At 63.0% G+C, this 16,737-nt stretch carries 18 protein-coding genes; 11 read left to right on the top strand and 7 right to left on the bottom strand.

What is annotated here, in order from left to right; all coding sequences use genetic code 11:
• The first annotated feature begins 14 nt into the window (after positions 1-14).
• The 5 genes from ACX0MV_RS15695 (at position 15) to ACX0MV_RS15715 (ending at position 6,614) form a co-directional block, all read left to right on the top strand.
• The gene (locus ACX0MV_RS15695) at positions 15-2,450 is read left to right on the top strand and encodes a helicase-related protein (RefSeq protein ID WP_458983444.1); all 2,436 of its coding nucleotides are present in this window, start codon (positions 15-17) and stop codon (positions 2,448-2,450) included.
• A gap of 75 nt (positions 2,451-2,525) precedes the next feature.
• On the top strand, positions 2,526-2,654 hold the full coding sequence (locus ACX0MV_RS15700; RefSeq protein WP_458983445.1) for a hypothetical protein: 129 nt from the start codon (positions 2,526-2,528) through the stop codon (positions 2,652-2,654).
• A 266-nt stretch (positions 2,655-2,920) separates the two neighbouring features.
• Positions 2,921-4,888: an AAA family ATPase gene (locus ACX0MV_RS15705; RefSeq protein ID WP_458983446.1), complete on the top strand. Its 1,968-nt coding sequence runs from the start codon at positions 2,921-2,923 to the stop codon at positions 4,886-4,888.
• A 381-nt stretch (positions 4,889-5,269) separates the two neighbouring features.
• The gene (locus ACX0MV_RS15710) at positions 5,270-6,226 is read left to right on the top strand and encodes a TAXI family TRAP transporter solute-binding subunit (protein WP_458983571.1); all 957 of its coding nucleotides are present in this window, start codon (positions 5,270-5,272) and stop codon (positions 6,224-6,226) included.
• Positions 6,227-6,332: 106 nt separating this feature from the next.
• The gene (locus tag ACX0MV_RS15715) at positions 6,333-6,614 is read left to right on the top strand and encodes a peptidylprolyl isomerase (protein ID WP_458983447.1); all 282 of its coding nucleotides are present in this window, start codon (positions 6,333-6,335) and stop codon (positions 6,612-6,614) included.
• Positions 6,615-6,670: 56 nt separating this feature from the next.
• Here the strand turns inward: ACX0MV_RS15715 and ACX0MV_RS15720 are convergent, their stop codons facing one another.
• Both ACX0MV_RS15720 and ACX0MV_RS15725 read right to left on the bottom strand, forming a co-directional pair.
• The gene (locus tag ACX0MV_RS15720; RefSeq protein ID WP_458983448.1) at positions 6,671-7,549 is read right to left on the bottom strand and encodes a CAP domain-containing protein; all 879 of its coding nucleotides are present in this window, start codon (positions 7,547-7,549) and stop codon (positions 6,671-6,673) included.
• A 147-nt stretch (positions 7,550-7,696) separates the two neighbouring features.
• Positions 7,697-8,068 (bottom strand): hypothetical protein, encoded by a 372-nt coding sequence (locus tag ACX0MV_RS15725; RefSeq protein WP_458983449.1) that lies wholly within the window; start codon positions 8,066-8,068, stop codon positions 7,697-7,699.
• A 192-nt stretch (positions 8,069-8,260) separates the two neighbouring features.
• On the opposite strand from ACX0MV_RS15725, the gene ACX0MV_RS15730 reads away from it, so the two are divergent.
• Positions 8,261-8,692 carry a DUF3597 domain-containing protein gene (locus ACX0MV_RS15730; protein WP_458983450.1) on the top strand — a complete coding sequence of 144 codons (432 nt, stop codon included), beginning with the start codon at positions 8,261-8,263 and terminating at the stop codon, positions 8,690-8,692.
• A gap of 116 nt (positions 8,693-8,808) precedes the next feature.
• On the opposite strand, the gene ACX0MV_RS15735 is transcribed toward ACX0MV_RS15730, so the two are convergent.
• Positions 8,809-9,054, bottom strand: coding sequence for a hypothetical protein (locus ACX0MV_RS15735; RefSeq protein ID WP_458983451.1), 246 nt, complete (start codon positions 9,052-9,054; stop codon positions 8,809-8,811).
• A 218-nt stretch (positions 9,055-9,272) separates the two neighbouring features.
• Between ACX0MV_RS15735 and ACX0MV_RS15740 the strand changes: the two genes are divergently transcribed.
• Entirely contained in the window at positions 9,273-9,506 is a 234-nt protein-coding gene (locus ACX0MV_RS15740) for a hypothetical protein (RefSeq protein ID WP_458983452.1), read from the top strand.
• A 5-nt stretch (positions 9,507-9,511) separates the two neighbouring features.
• Here the strand turns inward: ACX0MV_RS15740 and ACX0MV_RS15745 are convergent, their stop codons facing one another.
• Positions 9,512-10,396 carry an EamA family transporter gene (locus ACX0MV_RS15745; RefSeq protein WP_458983453.1) on the bottom strand — a complete coding sequence of 295 codons (885 nt, stop codon included), beginning with the start codon at positions 10,394-10,396 and terminating at the stop codon, positions 9,512-9,514.
• 96 nt (positions 10,397-10,492) lie between these two features.
• On the bottom strand, positions 10,493-11,320 hold the full coding sequence (locus ACX0MV_RS15750; protein WP_458983454.1) for an inositol monophosphatase family protein: 828 nt from the start codon (positions 11,318-11,320) through the stop codon (positions 10,493-10,495).
• Between the two features lie 144 nt (positions 11,321-11,464).
• Between ACX0MV_RS15750 and ACX0MV_RS15755 the strand changes: the two genes are divergently transcribed.
• The gene (locus ACX0MV_RS15755; protein ID WP_458983455.1) at positions 11,465-12,199 is read left to right on the top strand and encodes a sulfite exporter TauE/SafE family protein; all 735 of its coding nucleotides are present in this window, start codon (positions 11,465-11,467) and stop codon (positions 12,197-12,199) included.
• A 36-nt stretch (positions 12,200-12,235) separates the two neighbouring features.
• On the opposite strand, the gene dgt is transcribed toward ACX0MV_RS15755, so the two are convergent.
• Both dgt and ACX0MV_RS15765 read right to left on the bottom strand, forming a co-directional pair.
• Entirely contained in the window at positions 12,236-13,732 is a 1,497-nt protein-coding gene (gene dgt / locus ACX0MV_RS15760) for a dGTPase (RefSeq protein ID WP_458983456.1), read from the bottom strand.
• A 152-nt stretch (positions 13,733-13,884) separates the two neighbouring features.
• Positions 13,885-14,130 (bottom strand): DUF2789 domain-containing protein, encoded by a 246-nt coding sequence (locus ACX0MV_RS15765; RefSeq protein WP_458983457.1) that lies wholly within the window; start codon positions 14,128-14,130, stop codon positions 13,885-13,887.
• A 196-nt stretch (positions 14,131-14,326) separates the two neighbouring features.
• Between ACX0MV_RS15765 and ACX0MV_RS15770 the strand changes: the two genes are divergently transcribed.
• From ACX0MV_RS15770 to ACX0MV_RS15780, 3 genes are all read left to right on the top strand, one after another.
• On the top strand, positions 14,327-14,875 hold the full coding sequence (locus tag ACX0MV_RS15770; RefSeq protein WP_458983458.1) for a hypothetical protein: 549 nt from the start codon (positions 14,327-14,329) through the stop codon (positions 14,873-14,875).
• 191 nt (positions 14,876-15,066) lie between these two features.
• On the top strand, positions 15,067-15,768 hold the full coding sequence (locus tag ACX0MV_RS15775; RefSeq protein ID WP_458983459.1) for a YebC/PmpR family DNA-binding transcriptional regulator: 702 nt from the start codon (positions 15,067-15,069) through the stop codon (positions 15,766-15,768).
• A gap of 197 nt (positions 15,769-15,965) precedes the next feature.
• Positions 15,966-16,580 (top strand): hypothetical protein, encoded by a 615-nt coding sequence (locus ACX0MV_RS15780; RefSeq protein WP_458983460.1) that lies wholly within the window; start codon positions 15,966-15,968, stop codon positions 16,578-16,580.
• The last annotated feature ends 157 nt before the right edge of the window (positions 16,581-16,737 follow it).

The following is a 16,737-nucleotide window of genomic DNA, read 5'->3' on the forward strand; positions in this document are numbered from 1 at the left end:
CAGAGGCGTCGATCATGCGCAAAGCCGACATCAAGCAACGCGCTGCCACCCGGCTTGAGCGTTTACGGCGCTTTCTCGCCTGGGCTGGCGAGAAACACCCTGACTTCACGCCCAACAAGAATCATCAGGAGCAATGGTTCAGCCAGTACGGCGGCCACCGCACTCCGGGCATCGGCCGCGCCGCCAAGGCGTTCTGGCTGGGCCTTGGCGAACAGGCTGTGGAGGCCGAGCTGGAAGCCCCGGACACGACCAGTCTGCTCGGCCGCATTCTGGCCCGTGATCTCAACGACTACAGCTGCCCGGTCGATGTGTTTGGCGTCGAGAAAACCTTCAGCTGCGGTTCGCTGCAGAACCTGCTGAATGCCGAGTGGGCGCTGCGCATCGCCGACAGTGAATCCAGCGCGCTCTTTGCCGAGCACGTGCAACAGGCGGTTCAGGCCGTTGTTCAGCAGCGCCTGGAAATCCTGCGCCAGCCCTTTGCCGAGATGAGCGTTGAAGACAAGGCCCGCTGCCTGGCGAAGGTCCGCCCCGAGGTGGGCCGTCTAGATGAGTTCCTGCCCAAGGCCATCGACACCCTCAACGAGGTCAGGCACGAGCTGCGCTATACGGTCGAGCTGCGCCACGGCGACCTGACACTTGACGTGCAGCGGCGCGTTCCGAGCGGTCAGGGCCATGTGCTCAGCGAGGCAGAAGTACAGGCCTACAAGGATCGGGACCGCGGCGAGATGCTCGCCAAGTTTGCGCTGCTGGTCGAGGAAGCTGGCGATTTCGACGTGCAGCTGCTCGGGCAGAAGCGCCTCAGCGAAATCTTCATGATGGAGCCCGGCAAGCTGCGCAAGGCATTGCGCGCCGCCAAGCAGGACCACAAGGAGAAGATGGCCTTCGCCGTGCTGCTGGAAAACAATCCGCGCTTCGTCCACTACCACAAGCTCTACCCAGCGCGCCGGCTGACGCGCAAATGGACCGCCCTGCTCGGCCCCACCAACAGCGGCAAAACCCACCGCGCCATCGAGGCGATGACGGCGGTGAAGCATGGCATCTACCTGTCGCCGCTGCGCCTGATGGCGCTGGAAAACCAGGAACGCATCGAGGCCGGTGGCGTGCCCTGCTCGCTGGTGACCGGTGAGGAAGAAATCCTCCGCGAAGGCGCGACGCACTTCTGCTGCACGGTCGAGGAGTTCGCACGTTTTCGCCACCAGCACTGGGATGTGGTGGTGATCGACGAGGTGCAGATGATGGCCGATCCGCAACGCGGCTGGGCCTGGGTCGATGCGCTGGTCAGCGCCCATGCGCCGGCGCTGATCATGACCGGCCCGGCGCTGATTGAGCCGTCGCTGAAAACCCTCTGCGCGCTGTGCGAGGACCGCCTGCTGGTCAACCGCACCAAGCGCCTGTCGCCGGTCGAAGTGGCCAAGCACTCGACCACGCTCAAGCACCTGCCCAAGGGCTCGATGCTGGTTGCCTTCAGCCGCAAGACGGTGCTCGAACTCAAGGGCCTGCTGGAAATGACCGGCAAGAGCGTGGCGGTGGTGTACGGCGCACTGTCGCCCGAGGTGCGGCGCGAACAGGCCAGGCGCTTTCGCGAAGGCGAGGCGGACATCATGGTCGCTACCGACGCCGTGGGCATGGGCCTCAACCTGCCGGCACACACCCTGTGTTTCTACACCGATGAAAAGTACGACGGCATCCAGAATCGCCAGCTCAAGGTGCAGGAGGTCAAGCAGATCGGCGGGCGCGCCGGACGTTATGGCTACAGCAGCAGTGGCAGCATCACCGCGCTCGACCCCGCGACACTGAAATCGATCAAGCGCCTGTTCAACGAACCCGACCTGCCGGTGAACCTGGCGCAATTTCAGGTCAGGCCGTCGATCGAACACCTGCGGGCGATTTCCGAGCTGATGGGCGAACCGAGCCTGTTGCGGGCCTGGCTGACGTTCAACCGCAACATCAACTACGGCGACGAATTCATCTCGCTGCTGCCTGACGAGCTGGCCGACTGGATCAGGCTGATCGACGACCCAAATATCGAACTCTGGTTGCGCTGGGTATTCGCCTGCACACCGATTCGCGGCGGTCTCGACAGCCCGGCAAGCGGCTTCGCCCAGCAGTGGCTGGTCAAGGTGGCGGCAGGCAAGGCGATCGACATTCCGCGGCTGCTGATCAGCGCCGACCTGGCCACCCTGGAAAGCTCGCTGCATATCATCGAAACCTACCTGCATCTGGCCCGCGTGCTGCCGGAACAGTTTCCTCAAATCGCCAAAGGCGAAGAGCAGCGCCGGCTGCTCAACGATGCCATCACCCAGGAGCTCTCACGTAAGCGCAAGCCGCGAAGTGCCGACAAGCGCCGGATCGCTGGCGATGCCAAGAGCTGCAAGCGATGCGGCAAACCCATGCCCGTGCTCAGCCGCCAGTTCAGCCTGTGCCAGACCTGCTGGAGCGAGCAGCGCTGATAGCGCTGCCCATCCCTGCGGAACTTGCGCGCAGCGTCCGAGCCATACAGGTAGTAGCGCAGCCGGAGGTGCACCATGAGCGATGACAAGAGCGCCCCGCCAACTGAGCAGGACGATGCAGAGGCCCTGCCCGAAGAAGTGCGGGAAAACCTGCAGAAGCAGGCGCCACCACCTGCGCCCATTCCTGACCCAGGCCCCTTGTAGGCAAGCGCCTCGCGCTGAGGCGTCTCGACACGATTTGTCGGTGCCGATGTTCAGCTTTTTATGTAGTCGCACAAGTTCCGTACTACCGACCAGCGGCAGCTCCGTTCGTCTCTGAACGCTTAACCTCCCCCGCCCTGAGCCGATAATCCCCTCGCGTGCCGAGTCAATGCCAGTCGCTGGTTACGCTCGCGAGCGGAGCCTCGATGCCGCCTTGGTTCGCCCGTTAAAACGGGTGTTGTATGAAGTCCGCACCTCCCGGAATCGCCATGAAAAAATCGCTTCTCAGTCGTCACCGCCGAATGCTCGGCGCCGCTTCCTTGTGCCTTGCCCTGGTCGTTGTGATCGCAGGCTGGTACTGGCAGTCCGTTTCGCCCGCCACGACCCCAGCCGGCGATACATCGGCTCTGATGCTGCAGCAGCTGCAGCAATCCACTGATGCCTGGACCGCCAATCGGCGCGACCTCTCCACCCTGGTTGGCGACATGCGCGCCAATCGCATCGCCAGCGCTGCCTTGAGCGAGGAAGCGGTTTACGTCTCCACGCTCGGCGGCCAGCACTATTGGCTGGCGGACCAGTCCGGGCGGATCGGCGAGATGATTCTGCGCGACTACAGCAGCGCCAGCAGTGCGCTGTTTCCGGTCACACTGTTCGATACCGACGGCGAGATGCCCTGGTACCAGACTGTACTCAAACGCTGGCCGCTGATCCTGCTGGTGCTGATCGGCCTTGGCATCGCGGCCTGGAAACTGCGTCCGTTCCAGACCTTGAAACAGGGCACTGGCGTGCGCTTTGCCGACGTGATCGGCGCCGGCGAAGCCAAGCTCGCGCTGCAGGATGTGACTGCCTACCTGCGCGACCCGGCGGCGTTTGCCGCATTGGGTGCGCGTCCGCCGAAAGGCGTGCTGCTGACCGGCGAGCCGGGTACCGGCAAGACCCAACTGGCCAAAGCGCTGGCCAGCGAATGCGATGCCCATTTCATTCAGGTTACCGGCAGCGACTTCTCGTCGATGTATTTCGGCGTGGGCATTCACAAGGTCAAGTCGCTGTTCCGAACTGCACGCAAGCATGCACCCTGCATCATTTTTATCGACGAAATAGACGGCATTGGCCGGCGCGGTGAGCAAAGCCGCTCGAGCGACGCCGAGGGCAACCGCATCGTCAACCAGTTCCTCACCGAACTGGACGGCTTCGCGGCTGACAGCGGCGTACTGGTACTCGGCGCCACCAACTTCCCCAACTCGCTGGACCCGGCGCTGGTGCGCGAAGGCCGCTTCGACCGCAGCATCGCCGTCGGCCTGCCGAGCCTGGCCGAGCGCGAGCAGCTGTTCCAGCTATACGCGGGCAAGATCAAGGCCACCGGCGTGGTCGACTACGCCCAGCTGGCGCGTAACAGCGTCGGCCTGACCCCGGCAGCCATCGCCTATATCGTCAACCACGCCGCCCTGCTCGCTGCCCGCGCACAACATGACCAGGTGGTGATGCAGCACTTCATCGACGCCCTGGAAACCTGCCGCATCGGCGAACAGCCGGTGGGCGCCAGCGCGCTGTCGGAAACCGACCGCACGCGCATCGCCGTGCACGAGGCCGGCCATGCAATCGTCGCGGCTGCACTGAAGTGTGGCCGCGTGGAGAAGGTCACCATCCTGCCGCGCGGTCAGGCGCTAGGGGTTACCCTGGTCACGCCGGTCGAAGACAAGCGCCTGCACCTGGAGTCCGAGTTGCGCGCGCGCATTCAGATGCTGCTGGCTGGCCGCGCTGCGGAGCAGTTGTACTTCCATGAAGTGTCGTCTGGTGCCGGCCAGGATCTGCACGAGGCCAGCAAACTCGCCTTGTCGATGGTCGGCTCCCTGGGCATGGCGCCGTCGGGCTCGCTGCTGAGCCTGCAGGCGGTGCGCGATGCCCACCTGGAAAGCGACCCGCGCGAAGCCCTGCAGGCGGCGGACGAGTTGCTGCAGCAGCTCAGCCGCGAGTGCATGACCTTGCTGCAACGCTTGAAGCCAGCGCTCGACACTGTCAGCGAGCGACTGCTGGCGGAGGAAACCGTGCCGGGTGAAGACGTGGTCGCCGCGGTGGCCGAGCTGCACAGCGCGCCTCTGGAAAACATCCCGTTTCTTCCCGGCCATGTTCGCCATTTGGAACGCGTGGCAGCCAGCGCTTACGACACCCTCGATCCGCTGTTCGACCTGGCGGTGATAGACGAAGAAGAGCAGCACCCGGGGCCCGGCATGGCCTGATTCGCCAAACCTGCTGGTAGTACTTGCACGAGCCGCCTATCCAGGCGGCTCGTTGCTTTGCGCTGGTGGTTGCAACCCGCCTCTACTCCCTCCCCATTAACTCCTCCGCTTTAGGCGGATTTTCGCTTTTTACCCGCCTGGCTTAGGCCATTTCCCGCTCAGGGTTTTTCTACGGTTCCTTGCGCAGCGCTCTAACTCCGCCCTCGCGCACCTGGCACGCCATCTGCTCTGGCTTAGACGGCGCGCACACTGCAGCGCGCCTCGACTAATAAGAACGACAAGAGGTCATCCATGAACCGTTCACTGCTCTGCCGCCGCCATTCTCCGTCTGCGCTTCGCACCTGTCCGCCAGCCCGCGCAGTCGCTCGCACACTCAGGGGAATACCCCTTACCCAGCATGTGACCCGCCTGATTGCAGCCGCGGCCCTGGCTGCCAGTTGCAGCGCAACAGCCGAAACCACGTCCATCAGCATCCTCACCGGTGGCGTCAGCGGCGTTTACTACCCGATCGGCAACGCGCTGGCGCAGGTGTACGACGAAGCGCTCGAGGGCCCGCCCAGCAGCGTGCGGGCCACCAAGGCGTCGGTGGAAAACCTCAACCTGTTGCAGATCGGGCGCGGCCAGTTGGCCTTTGCCCTTGGCGACTCGGTGGCCGACGCCTGGAAGGGGGTGCAGGAGGCCGGCTTCAAGGCGCCCCGCGATCGCTTGCGGGCGATTGCGGCGATCTACCCGAACTACATCCAGATCGTTGCCAGCGAAAAATCCGCGATCAAGTCCCTCGCCGATCTGAAGGGCAAGCGCATCTCGGTCGGCGCGCCGCGCTCCGGCACCGAACTTAACGCCCGCGCCATCTTTGCCGCCGCCGGGCTGACGTACGAAGACATGGGTCTTATCGAGTTCAAGCCCTATGCCGAATCGGTCGAGCTGATCAAAGCCGGCAAGCTGGACGCCACCCTGCAATCCGCCGGGCTGGGCATGGCGGCGATCCGCGACCTCGCCTCCTCGCTGCCCATCACTTTTGTGCCGATCCCCGCAGAGGTGATCGAAAAAATCGGTAACGACGCCTACCAGTCGCGGCTGATTCCCGCCGGCACCTACCCGGGTCAGGATCGCGACGTGCCTACCGCGGCGATCTCCAACGTGCTGCTCAGTCAGATAAAAGTCTCCGACGAGCTGGCCTACCAGATGACCAAGCTGATGTTCGAGCAGCTCGACCGGCTGGCTGCCGCTCACCCGGCTGCCGGGGAAATCACCCTGAAAAGCGCGGTGCAAGGATTGCCGATTCCGCTGCACCCCGGCGCCGAGCGTTACTACCGGGAAGTGGGCGTGCTCGACTGAACGCGCATGGCTGGCGCAGCGCTGCTGCGTGCGTTGCATCCTGCTGATTTGAATAGCCAGGCGATTCCGGTAGGCTTTGCAGCTTCTCTAGATAGGAGCATTACCCATGGCCAAAGCCACTGCCCGCCACATCCTGGTTGCATCCGAAGCCAAGTGCAACGAACTCAAAGCCGCCATCGAAGGCGGTGCCGACTTCGCCCAGGTCGCCAAGGACAACAGCACCTGCCCGTCCAGCCGTAACGGCGGCGACCTCGGTTCGTTCGGCCCTGGCCAGATGGTCAAGGAGTTCGACACCGTGGTCTTCAGCGCGCCGATCAACGAAGTGCAGGGCCCGGTGAAAACCCAGTTCGGTTATCACCTGCTTGAAGTGACCAGCCGCCAGGACTGATCGCCCGGCCCCATGCCTGCCAGGCGCAGGTGGGGCCCGACCCAGTCGGCAGTCAGCTATTGCGGCGTGCCGAAGACCTGGGTCCAGTAGATTCCGGCGTCGCTCTGCGGGTTGACCGCATAGGCGGCGCCCATTTCAGTGAAATCCGGGTTCATGATGTTGGGGCAATGCGTCGGACTGGCCAGCCAGCCGGATACGGCCTGCTCCGCCGACCCCTGACCCGCCGCCAGATTCTCGCCGATGCTGCGCCATTGGTAACCCGCACGCGTCGCCCTGACGCCCGCCAGATTGCCCGCCTTGTCGGTATGACTGAAGTAGTTGCGCTGCGCCATATCCCGGCTGTGGCCCAGCGCGGTTTGCCCCAACGTCGCATTCCAGCTCACCGGCGGCGCCGGATCGAACGCTTGATCGCCACAGCGCCGCGCACTCGCCCGCGCCTGATTGACCTGTTCGAGAACCTCCTTGCCGGCCGCCTGCCAATCGCCCATGGCGCTCGACAGCAATGGGCGCGCGAGTATCACCTGCCAGGTATTGCCAGCGCGCAGCACGCCGATTTCCGCGAACTGCGGGTCCAGCAGAGTGGCGCAGTAGCGCTGGCTGATCGCGCCCATCGCCGCCGCCGGACTGGCCGGGCCGGTAACGCTGAGTACCTGAACGGCGGCGTGCTGATAACCGGCTTGCTGCAAAGCGGCTTGCAGTTGCTCCCCCGAACGCACCTGAGTTCGGGCCAGTTGGGCATTGGGCGCGAGCGGCCCGAGCGCCTCGGCCTGTTTGCCCTGGCAGTGGGGCCGCGACTGACGGTATTCGTTGATCGACGCCACCAGCGCAGCGTCGTCGGCGGCGCGAACCGTGCCTGACACGCTCATCAGCACTAGGGCCAGGCCTATCGGCGCGCGCACGCTGTAGCGGGAAAACATATGGGGCAAGGGTTGCATCGACTCACCTGAGGGTCTGGTCTGAACGGCAGACTGTAGACCACGACCTCGCTAAAAACTCCAATGATCGTTACCAGGGGCGAGCGCATCGGCGGGTTGAAAAAATGCCGCCCTGATCGAACGGCATTCATGCGCGGGTAGCATCGATCAATGCCGACGATGCTGCCGTTCATGGCGATGCGCGCGGTGATGGCCGCGGCCTTCGCGCACCGGAACGGCGATATAGCGCACGGATCGCCCGCCCTGGTAACCCTGGTGCCCGCCCTGATGGTAATAGCGATGCGGCAACGGCCTTGGCGCGTAATAAACCACCCTCGGCCGCGGCCGGTACTCATGCCGATGGCGGTCGTCGTGGCGGTGGCGATCGTCCCGCGCATTGCTGATGACCGAGCCCAGCACCGCGCCGACCGCCACACCCGCGATCACCGGAACGACATCGCGTCGCTCGAACGCCGCCGCATTTGCAGCCGTCAGCACGCTGCCGGCCAGCACCACCATTGTGAAAAATCTTCTGAACATAGCGACCTCCGTTACCCGAGGAATGATTTCCCTGCATCGATAAGACACCGGCAGCATGTCAACGGAGGTCAGGCGCAGGTAAACCCAAGGTAAAGGTTCAGCGCCGCCGGGGGAGCTTCCGACCTACGGAGTCGAATGGCAGCGCGCCGACTGGGGTCCAACCTTGCGTCTTTCACCCACGAGGAACTCCCCATGAGCCTGTTCAGCTTGATCAAGCAGAAACTCGGATTCACCGACGACAGCCAGACCCCGACCATCGACATGCAGCGCAGCGCGACCGAGCCAGCGCTCAATTCCCAAGCGCCCACTGCAGCACACAACGCGACCACCGGACCGAGCCCCATGTCGGGTACCGACACGCCCGCGGTGGACATTCCGGCCAAGCTGGACGGCATGACCAGCACCCACCCTGAAAAATTGAACTGGCGCACCTCGATCGTCGATCTGCTGAAACTGCTCGAGCTGGACAGCAGCCTGGAATCGCGCAAGAGCCTGGCGCAAGAGCTGCATTGCCCATCCGACAAGATGGCGGATTCGGCTCAGATGAACATGTGGCTGCACCGCGCCGTGATGCGCCAACTGGCCGAACATGGCGGCAACGTGCCGGCCGAACTGCGGGACTAGGTCAAACCGGCCAGCGCCTGATGGCGAGTCGGTGGCATCAAGCGGCTTCAGGTGTGACAGGGCGGCGCGTGTTTCCGCCCTGCTCCACCCGTTCACGGGGTACCTCGGCATCAACGCTAGATGGCGTTCGGTTCCCAGATCAGATTTCCCTCATCGCTGATTTCCACGACCTTGGTCAGCGCCGCTTCAGCCGCAGTGTCGGCTTCCGACACCAGGTCATAGCGGTGCCCGTTGGCCACCCGATGGATGTGCGCCTTCTCGTCACTCCCCCGACGTTTGACGGCGATAACGGCTTCGAAGGCGTCCTCTGCTGGAACGGCCGAGGAAATAGCTTCAAATTCAGCGAAATGTTTGCGGGCCATACAGGTTCTCCAATCGTGCGGTGTAAACGATGGACAACGCCCTGGCGTAATTGCTCGCGGCAGCCGCCCAAAGGCTGCTGGTCGTGGTGCAGCCAGCACGGGATGCGACTCGCACCGACGGCTGCATAATCAACGGAACCTGACGGGTCGATTAGCCAGATGTGATTAGCCAGGTATACTGGCGCCCCACTTTTTCCACTCGCACTCGCGGACTTCCCATGACCTCTCCCACGCCTCCGGCTGCGACCGCCGAAAGCGCATCGACCCTCGACAGCGCACCGGCAACGCCGAAAAAATCAGCCGGCGGTTTTGTTTCGCTGTTTTCAGCCGCTGCCGCAGCAGCTGGCAAGCACGACGACCAGCCCTGGCACCAGAAGCGCAACAAGTCGGCGCATGAGAAAAAAATCGGCCCGGCGCCCAACGGAACCCGCCGGTCCATGGGTAAGCGCTGAGCAGATCAGGCTGCGCGCGCCCTTGAGCGGCGATCCAGCCAGGCACCGCCGACATTCACCAGCAAACCGGCCAGTACCAGCAGCGCGCCGAACAGCTGAGCACCGTTCAGGTGTTCGTCGAGCAGCAGGGCCGAGGACGTCAGCCCGACCACCGGTACCAGCAGCGAGAATGGCGCGACCTGGCTGGCCGGGTAGCGCGACAACAAGCGGCTCCACAGGCCATAACCCAGCAGGGTGGCGCCGAACGCCAGGTACGCCAGCACCAGCAGTGCCTCCAGGTTAAAGCCACGCAGCGCGGATTCGATCGCCTGCGGCCCCTCGATCAGCCAGGACAGTGCCAGGAACGGCAGCGGCGGAATCAGACTGCCCCACACCACCAACCCCATCAGGTCGACCTTGCCCAGCGTGCGCGTGATGACGTTGCCCAGCGCCCACATGGCCGCAGCGGCGATGGTCAGGGCGAAGCCGGCAATCGTCAGCGTGCGCTCGCCCTGCAGGCCGATCAGCGCAAGGCCGGCGGCAGCGACCACTAACCCCAGCAGGTTGGCCATGCGCAGCCGTTCGCCGAGAAACAGCGCGGCGAAAAACAGGGTGAAGAACGCCTGGGATTGCAGCACCAGCGACGCCAGGCCGGCGGGCATGCCAACGGCCATGGCGGAAAACAGAAAGGCGAATTGCCCCAGGGAAATGGTCAGGCCGTACGCCAGCAGCCAGCGCAGCGGGATCTGCGGGCGCCTGACGAAGAGGATGGCCGGAAACGCCGCGAGGATGAAACGCAGCGCGCCGAGCAGCATCGGCGGCATGCCATCCAGGCCGACCTTGATCACCACAAAGTTCAAACCCCAGACGACAATCACCACCAGGGCCAGCAGCAAATCCTTCGGCGCCATACGGCCTCCCGGGCGGATAAGGCTGCATTAGACCGGCCCTGTGCGACGCGCTCTACATACAGTCGCTCGGCAAATTGCCCATACAGTCGCGCAGAGCTAGTCGTCGCCATCCAGCGAGGGGCCGATCAGCCCTTCGATCTGCTGATAAACCCCAGGGCAGGCCACCAGGAACGGGTTGCCATTGAGCAGGCCGTCGTTGCGAAAGAAGTCATTCATGCGCCCACCGGCTTCCTCCACCAGCACCACGCCAGCCAGGCAGTCCCAGCTCTTCAGATGGGTTTCGTAATAGGCGATCAGGCGGCCGGCAGCGACGTAGGCCGTCATCAAGGCGCCGGAGCCGTTGCGAAAGAACATGCCGCCCTCGGCCAGCAGACCCGTCACGAAGGGGAGGAAGTTTTCCTTGCCGCGGCGGTGGGTGGTGCCCGCCCCCATCACCCCTTCGCGCACATGCTGGGCGCCATGCACCTTGAGCGGCGTGTCGTTGACGAACGCGCCATGGCCACGGCGGCCGTGGAACAGCTCGTTGTGATTGGGGTCGGCGATGGCGCCGAGCATCGGCTGGCCATCGACCAGCAAGCCGATCGACACGCACCAGTTATGCAGGCCGTTGACGAAACAGCTGGTGCCGTCAATCGGATCGATCACCCAGACGCAGCGCGCATCGAGATCGGCGCTGCCGCCCTCTTCACCGAGAAAGCCGTCTTCGGGAAAGCGCCGCAGCAGCTCGACCCGGATGAAGTCCTCGACTTCCTTGTCGGCGATGCTGACCACATCCTGCATGTCCTGGCCCTTGTGCGTTACCCGCAAGCTGGCGCGGCGCTGGTAATAGTCCATGCCGCGCTGGGCCGCCTCGCGGGCAATGGTTTTGGCACACAGGTAGCGGGCTTCGAGATCAAGGTCTTGGTTGGGCGGTGTTGCGTGCATGGAGGAATCCTTTTGGTGACCGTTCATTGGCTCAGCTTAAACGCACTATGCAGGGGACAGGCACATTGGCAAAACGTTTAGCTCAAGCGGGCTGATCGCGGCACGCTTCTGCTAACCTGCGGCCTTTGCCGACGCAGCCCCTGTATGAACCTGTCCGACCTGTTGCTCTTCGCCATCCCCGCGATCTTTCTGACCGGACTGTCCAAAGGCGGTTTTGGCGGCGCGCTCGGCGGTATCGCGGTTCCCCTGCTGGCGCTGGCGACGTCGCCGAAACAGGCGGTGGCAATCATGCTGCCGATTCTCTGCCTGGCCGACGTGGTGGGCCTGAAAGCGTACTTTCGCAAGTGGGACATAGCCAACCTGAAAGTCATGATGCCCGGTGCGCTGATCGGCATCGGTATCGGCTCGCTGACGTTCGAGTTGCTCGACGAGCGATTGATCGGCTTGCTGATGGGGCTGATCGCGGTTTCGTTCGTGATACTCGGACTGCTGAGCAACAGTCAGACGCCGCGCCCGTTGCACAAGGGCCGTGGATTGGCGTTGTCGTCCGTGGCCGGCTTCACCAGCTTCGTTGCCCATGCCGGCGGCCCGCCGGTCATGATGCACCTGCTGCCACAGCAACTGGACAAGCTGCGCTACGTCGCCACCATCAATATGTTCTTCCTGCTGACCAACGCGATCAAACTGGTGCCCTATGCCGCGCTTGGCCAGTTCACCCGCGACAATCTGCTGACCAGCCTGATGCTCGCGCCCGTGGTGCCGTTCGGCGTGTGGACCGGTTTGTGGTTGCAGTCGCGGGTCAATCACACCTGGTTCTACCGGATCGCCCGCGTGGGCATGCTGCTCGCGGGCATCCAGTTGATCTGGCACAACCTGTAGCCCGCAGCCCGTAACCTGTAGCCGGGTGCGCCTGGCCTAGATCGCCGACAATGCCCGGTATTCGTCGTGGGCATGCTGGTCGGTCATGCCGCTGATGAAGTCCTGCAGCATCCGGCAGCGGTGATAGAACTCCCACAGCGCCCGGTCTGGCGAGCCTTCGGGGACGGTTGTCAGCGCTTCGTGGTAAGCCTTGACCAGTTGGCTCGGCAAGCGCCGCGCCAGCATCTGCAGATGCGGTGCACTGCGGCAAGTGCCTGCGGTCAACGCCACGAACGTGGCTGGGCTGGCCTTGAGCAACGGCGCATAGAAGTCCAGCAGGCCTTGCAGAATGCGGTAGCCCTGCAGCTGCAGGGTTTCCACCTCACGGTCGCAGAAGACCCGCTCCATAGCGACGTCCTTGAACGTCTGCACGATGGCGTGGGGCAGGCTCTGATCTTCCAGCAGCGCACGGTCCAGCGTGCCGTGATACACCGCCTCGATGTTGTCGATGAACTGCTGGGCGGCATGCTGCACCAGCGGGTGAATCATGTTCACCCGCAGCCAGATGAAAAACTCGCTGACTTTGTTGATCGGCTCTTCCTGGGAACGTTTCAGCGCATAACTCACCAGCTCGCGAAAGGACTGTTTCTTGCCGGGGATGCAGGCATCGGGTGACTGATGCTGAGCGAATTTATCGACCAGCAACTGGGCCAGCCGCTCGACGCTGAGGATGCCTTTCTCGACCGAATCTTCGATGTCGGCCAGGCAATAGGAAATGTCGTCGGCCGCTTCCATGATGTAAGCGACAGGGTGACGCGTACCTGGCTGCAGGTCGAGCGCCGCGCGCAGGTCGGTGATATAGCCTTCTTCGGCCAGGTAGAAACCGGGTTTCTTGTTCAGGTAGGCGCCGGGCGCATCCTGTTGCGGCTTGGCCTGGTACGCCGGACGCAGGTACTTAAGCAGGCCCGCGGTCTGGGTGTAGGTCAGATTGAGGCGCAGCAGGCTGACCACCAGCCGCACCGCCTGGGCATTGCCTTCGAAACTTTTCAGGTCGCGCAGCATGCGCTCGCGCAACTCGCCGTCGCCTTGGTCCGCTGCAACCGCGGCGGCAAACGCCTCGTCGAGCCCACGCGCGAACCACTCGCCAATGGCGAATTCGCCGAAGTGCCCGAACGGCGGGTTGCCGATGTCGTGCATCAGGCAGGTCATTTCCACCAGGCTTTCCAGCGCGCCTTCGAGCCCATCCAACCCATAATCGGCCGCCTGCGCGCCGAGCTGCTTGTACAGCGTGCGCACGATGAAGCGCCCGGTTTGCTGCACTTCAAGCGAATGGGTAAGGCGGCTACGCACTGCCGCGTTGCGCTCAAGGGGGAATACTTGGGTTTTCTGCTGCAGCCGGCGCACCGCCGCGCTGTTGATGATGCGCCCGCGGTCGCTTTCGAACTGATCGACCAGGGCGCTCAGATCGTCGTCAACCGCGGTCACCCCAACCTGGCCCTTGCCATGGGGTCGTTGGCGGGAAATCTTGCATTTGAAGTTCACCGGTTGCTGCATCGCTGCTGTCTCTGCCGTACCCAGGAACCGCGAGCCTAACGCGGGCTCTGGCGATTACCAAGCGGCAGGCAACTTAACCGCCGGGGACATAAGACTACAAGCCACCGCGGGCATCGTCACCGTGTGCCCGCGTTTGCATCCATCGCTCAGGGTCAGGCCGTCTTGTTTTCATGCAGGCGCACGTTGAGTTCGTCCACGATGGGCGCCCATTCAGCGTCGTCCAGCAATTCCTCTTTGAGGAACGCGCCCTGGGCATCGCTCCAGAATGGCGCCTCGGAAACCTTGACGTGATCCGGCAAGGGATAGTGCCGGGCGATAAAGGCATCGATGCTGGCAGGATCGGATGGCAGACCCAATTGCTCGAACAACGTGCCCAGGTCTTTATTGGACAATTCCATGGTGATCTCCGTCAGGTGGCATTGGCTGGATGGCTTAGCCTGATAAGGCCGCGCGCTGTACCGGAGTAGAGCGCTGCAGCCTGAAGTCAGTTCAACCCAATGTCTCAACCCAATGTCCGTTGCAACCGCTCGGTTGCGCGGCGAACCCTGACCGCTTGCGCGTGTCGATACATCAGGTTTAACGCGAGGGCAGAACATGGGTAGTTACCGACTGAGCACGGCACTGTTCGCACTGGGCGTGTTGCTCGGCTGCGCATCCAAGCCGTGCGAGGACCCGATGAGCGACGCCTGTCGCGATGCGCAATTGCTGCAGCAGAACGACATGTTGCAGGCCAAACTGCTGATCGCCTCGGGCGCCCTGGAAAATCACGAACTGGCAAGTGCCCTGCTCGATCGCGCCGAGAGTCAGGACAAACGTGGCGAGGCTACGTTTTACCGGGCGATTCTCAAGGTACGGGAAGGGCCGCAGGTCGAGGAGGTACTCGAATTACTGGAGGACGCGGCGAATCAGCGCCATCCCTATGCCATCGCGATGCTGCACAAGATGTATGCCGAACCCTACCTGGTGAGCGAAGCCGACCCTGCGAAAGCCGAGCAATACCGCGAGCAATACGCAGGGCTGGACGTTGCCAAAAGCGGTTATCCGTCCATGGACAAGGCCCTTAGCGTGGTCAATGAACTCCTCGCAACGCCGGCCTTTACCGAGACTGCGCAACCCGCCCAGGCTCAGGCCGGCGTGGACTAGCCACTGCATCAGCGGGCTAGAGGCTGCGATTGTTTTTTTTCCAGCCAGGACTCACGCAACAGAACGACCATTGAATTACTGGTGCCAGCGCGGCGCAGACCGACTAAAATCCGCCCCCTACTTTCATCTCCGCCACGTCGCGATTCGCGCACGCCGGAGGACTCGATCAATCGCACGAGCAGAGAACAGCCATGGGCGCACAATGGAAAGCCAAGCCGAAAGAAGCCGCAGCGAACGCCAGGGGTAAGATCTTTGGCCGGCTGGTAAAAGAAATCATGATTGCTGCGCGTAACGGCGCCGATCCGGATATGAACCCCAAGCTGCGCCTGGCCGTGCATCAGGCGAAAAAGGCCTCGATGCCCAAGGACACGCTCGAGCGTGCCATCAAGAAAGGCGCCGGTCTGCTGGGCGAAAACGTGCACTTCGAACGTGCGACTTATGAAGGCTTCGCCCCCCACCAGGTTCCTGTGATCGTCGAGTGCCTGACCGACAATATCAACCGCACCGTAGCCGAGGTTCGCGTCCTATTCCGCAAGGGCCAGATGGGCGCATCCGGATCGGTCACCTGGGACTTCGACCATGTCGGCCTGATCGAGGCAACGCCAGAAGGCGATGCCGATCCGGAGCTGGCGGCCATCGAAGCCGGCGCGCAGGACTTCGAACCAGCCGACGAAGGCAACACGCTGTTCATCACTGAACTGACCGACCTCGACGCCGTGTGCCGCGCCCTTCCCGAGCAAGGATTCACCGTGCAATCGGCGCACCTGGGCTATCGGCCAAAAAATCCGATCAATAACCTGACCGACACACAGATGGAAGAAGTCGAAGCTTTCCTCGAGGCCATCGACGCCCACGATGACGTACAGAATGTCTACGTCGGGCTTTCCGGCTGATCGTCAGGCGCTAGATATAACAAAACCTGTGCGCCAAGGGCCGCGCTGATCAGCAGCGCAGCCCGGCACTTCCACGGACCGGACCTCGAACAGGCACATTGATATCACCCGAAAGATTGTAAAACGGGTAGAATCGCGCGCCGTCGCGCCAGCAGGTCGGTGCGAAAACAAGGATGTTGCAGTCAGGAGCCATCACCATGCACAAATTTCTTATCTTGGCCGCCTGCCTACTGCTCGGCGCATGTGCAGGCAGTCAGCAGACGGTATACGAGCATTCGGTCAAGGCCGGTAAAAGCCCCTTCGCCAAGAGTGCGCTTGAGGCCATTCACAATACCGATGCGATTCCCCTGCCCCTGACACCGGGCCTGCTAGCCGACCACTGGCCAATCAGCGCCGATGAGCCGCGCCTGGATTTCGGCAGCTCGATTTCCAATTACCGGGTGTTTTCCCTGACCCTGAAGAAGGGCGAGCGCTATACCCTCAATGTCAACTCGCTTTGCAACGCGCCGTGTACGCGGTTCAACAAGGTTGCGCTGAAACCGCGCGCGATGCTGCTTGATGCCTATGGTTCGGTGATCGCCCACAAACCCTCACGCGCCGCGGCGGTGGTTGGCCAGATCAGCCTAAGCTGGGACGGCGAGGCACCGGAAGACGGCATCTATTACCTGCTCGTCGCCGCCGACAACGACCACCCCGGACAAACCATCGTGATCGACGATGTCTGGGTGAACAATTCACCGCTGATGGCGGTCAAGGTCGACACGCAAAGCGCCCCGTTCAGCAAGACCAGCGCGTTCTCCGGCAAGCACTAAGCACCTCCTGTACAAAGCCGCCTGATCATCGGGCGGCTGCCTCCCTTCTCATAACGCCATCTAACAATTCTTCCCCCGCCTATGTGGTGGCCTACGGCAGCTTTTGCCAGCGAACAGCGCGAACTACGTCAACATACTGGGCTACGAGCCAGATGTG

The organism is Pseudomonas cistanchae (genome assembly GCF_054483635.1).

Coding starts and splice junctions, on each gene's coding strand:
- ACX0MV_RS15695 (WP_458983444.1), top strand. CDS start 15: ATGCGCAAAGCCGACATCAAGCAACGCGCTGCCACCCGGCTTGAGCGT.
- ACX0MV_RS15700 (WP_458983445.1), top strand. CDS start 2,526: ATGAGCGATGACAAGAGCGCCCCGCCAACTGAGCAGGACGATGCAGAG.
- ACX0MV_RS15705 (WP_458983446.1), top strand. CDS start 2,921: ATGAAAAAATCGCTTCTCAGTCGTCACCGCCGAATGCTCGGCGCCGCT.
- ACX0MV_RS15715 (WP_458983447.1), top strand. CDS start 6,333: ATGGCCAAAGCCACTGCCCGCCACATCCTGGTTGCATCCGAAGCCAAG.
- ACX0MV_RS15720 (WP_458983448.1), bottom strand. CDS start 7,549: ATGCAACCCTTGCCCCATATGTTTTCCCGCTACAGCGTGCGCGCGCCG.
- ACX0MV_RS15725 (WP_458983449.1), bottom strand. CDS start 8,068: ATGTTCAGAAGATTTTTCACAATGGTGGTGCTGGCCGGCAGCGTGCTG.
- ACX0MV_RS15730 (WP_458983450.1), top strand. CDS start 8,261: ATGAGCCTGTTCAGCTTGATCAAGCAGAAACTCGGATTCACCGACGAC.
- ACX0MV_RS15735 (WP_458983451.1), bottom strand. CDS start 9,054: ATGGCCCGCAAACATTTCGCTGAATTTGAAGCTATTTCCTCGGCCGTT.
- ACX0MV_RS15740 (WP_458983452.1), top strand. CDS start 9,273: ATGACCTCTCCCACGCCTCCGGCTGCGACCGCCGAAAGCGCATCGACC.
- ACX0MV_RS15745 (WP_458983453.1), bottom strand. CDS start 10,396: ATGGCGCCGAAGGATTTGCTGCTGGCCCTGGTGGTGATTGTCGTCTGG.
- ACX0MV_RS15750 (WP_458983454.1), bottom strand. CDS start 11,320: ATGCACGCAACACCGCCCAACCAAGACCTTGATCTCGAAGCCCGCTAC.
- ACX0MV_RS15755 (WP_458983455.1), top strand. CDS start 11,465: ATGAACCTGTCCGACCTGTTGCTCTTCGCCATCCCCGCGATCTTTCTG.
- dgt (WP_458983456.1), bottom strand. CDS start 13,732: ATGCAGCAACCGGTGAACTTCAAATGCAAGATTTCCCGCCAACGACCC.
- ACX0MV_RS15765 (WP_458983457.1), bottom strand. CDS start 14,130: ATGGAATTGTCCAATAAAGACCTGGGCACGTTGTTCGAGCAATTGGGT.
- ACX0MV_RS15770 (WP_458983458.1), top strand. CDS start 14,327: ATGGGTAGTTACCGACTGAGCACGGCACTGTTCGCACTGGGCGTGTTG.
- ACX0MV_RS15775 (WP_458983459.1), top strand. CDS start 15,067: ATGGGCGCACAATGGAAAGCCAAGCCGAAAGAAGCCGCAGCGAACGCC.
- ACX0MV_RS15780 (WP_458983460.1), top strand. CDS start 15,966: ATGCACAAATTTCTTATCTTGGCCGCCTGCCTACTGCTCGGCGCATGT.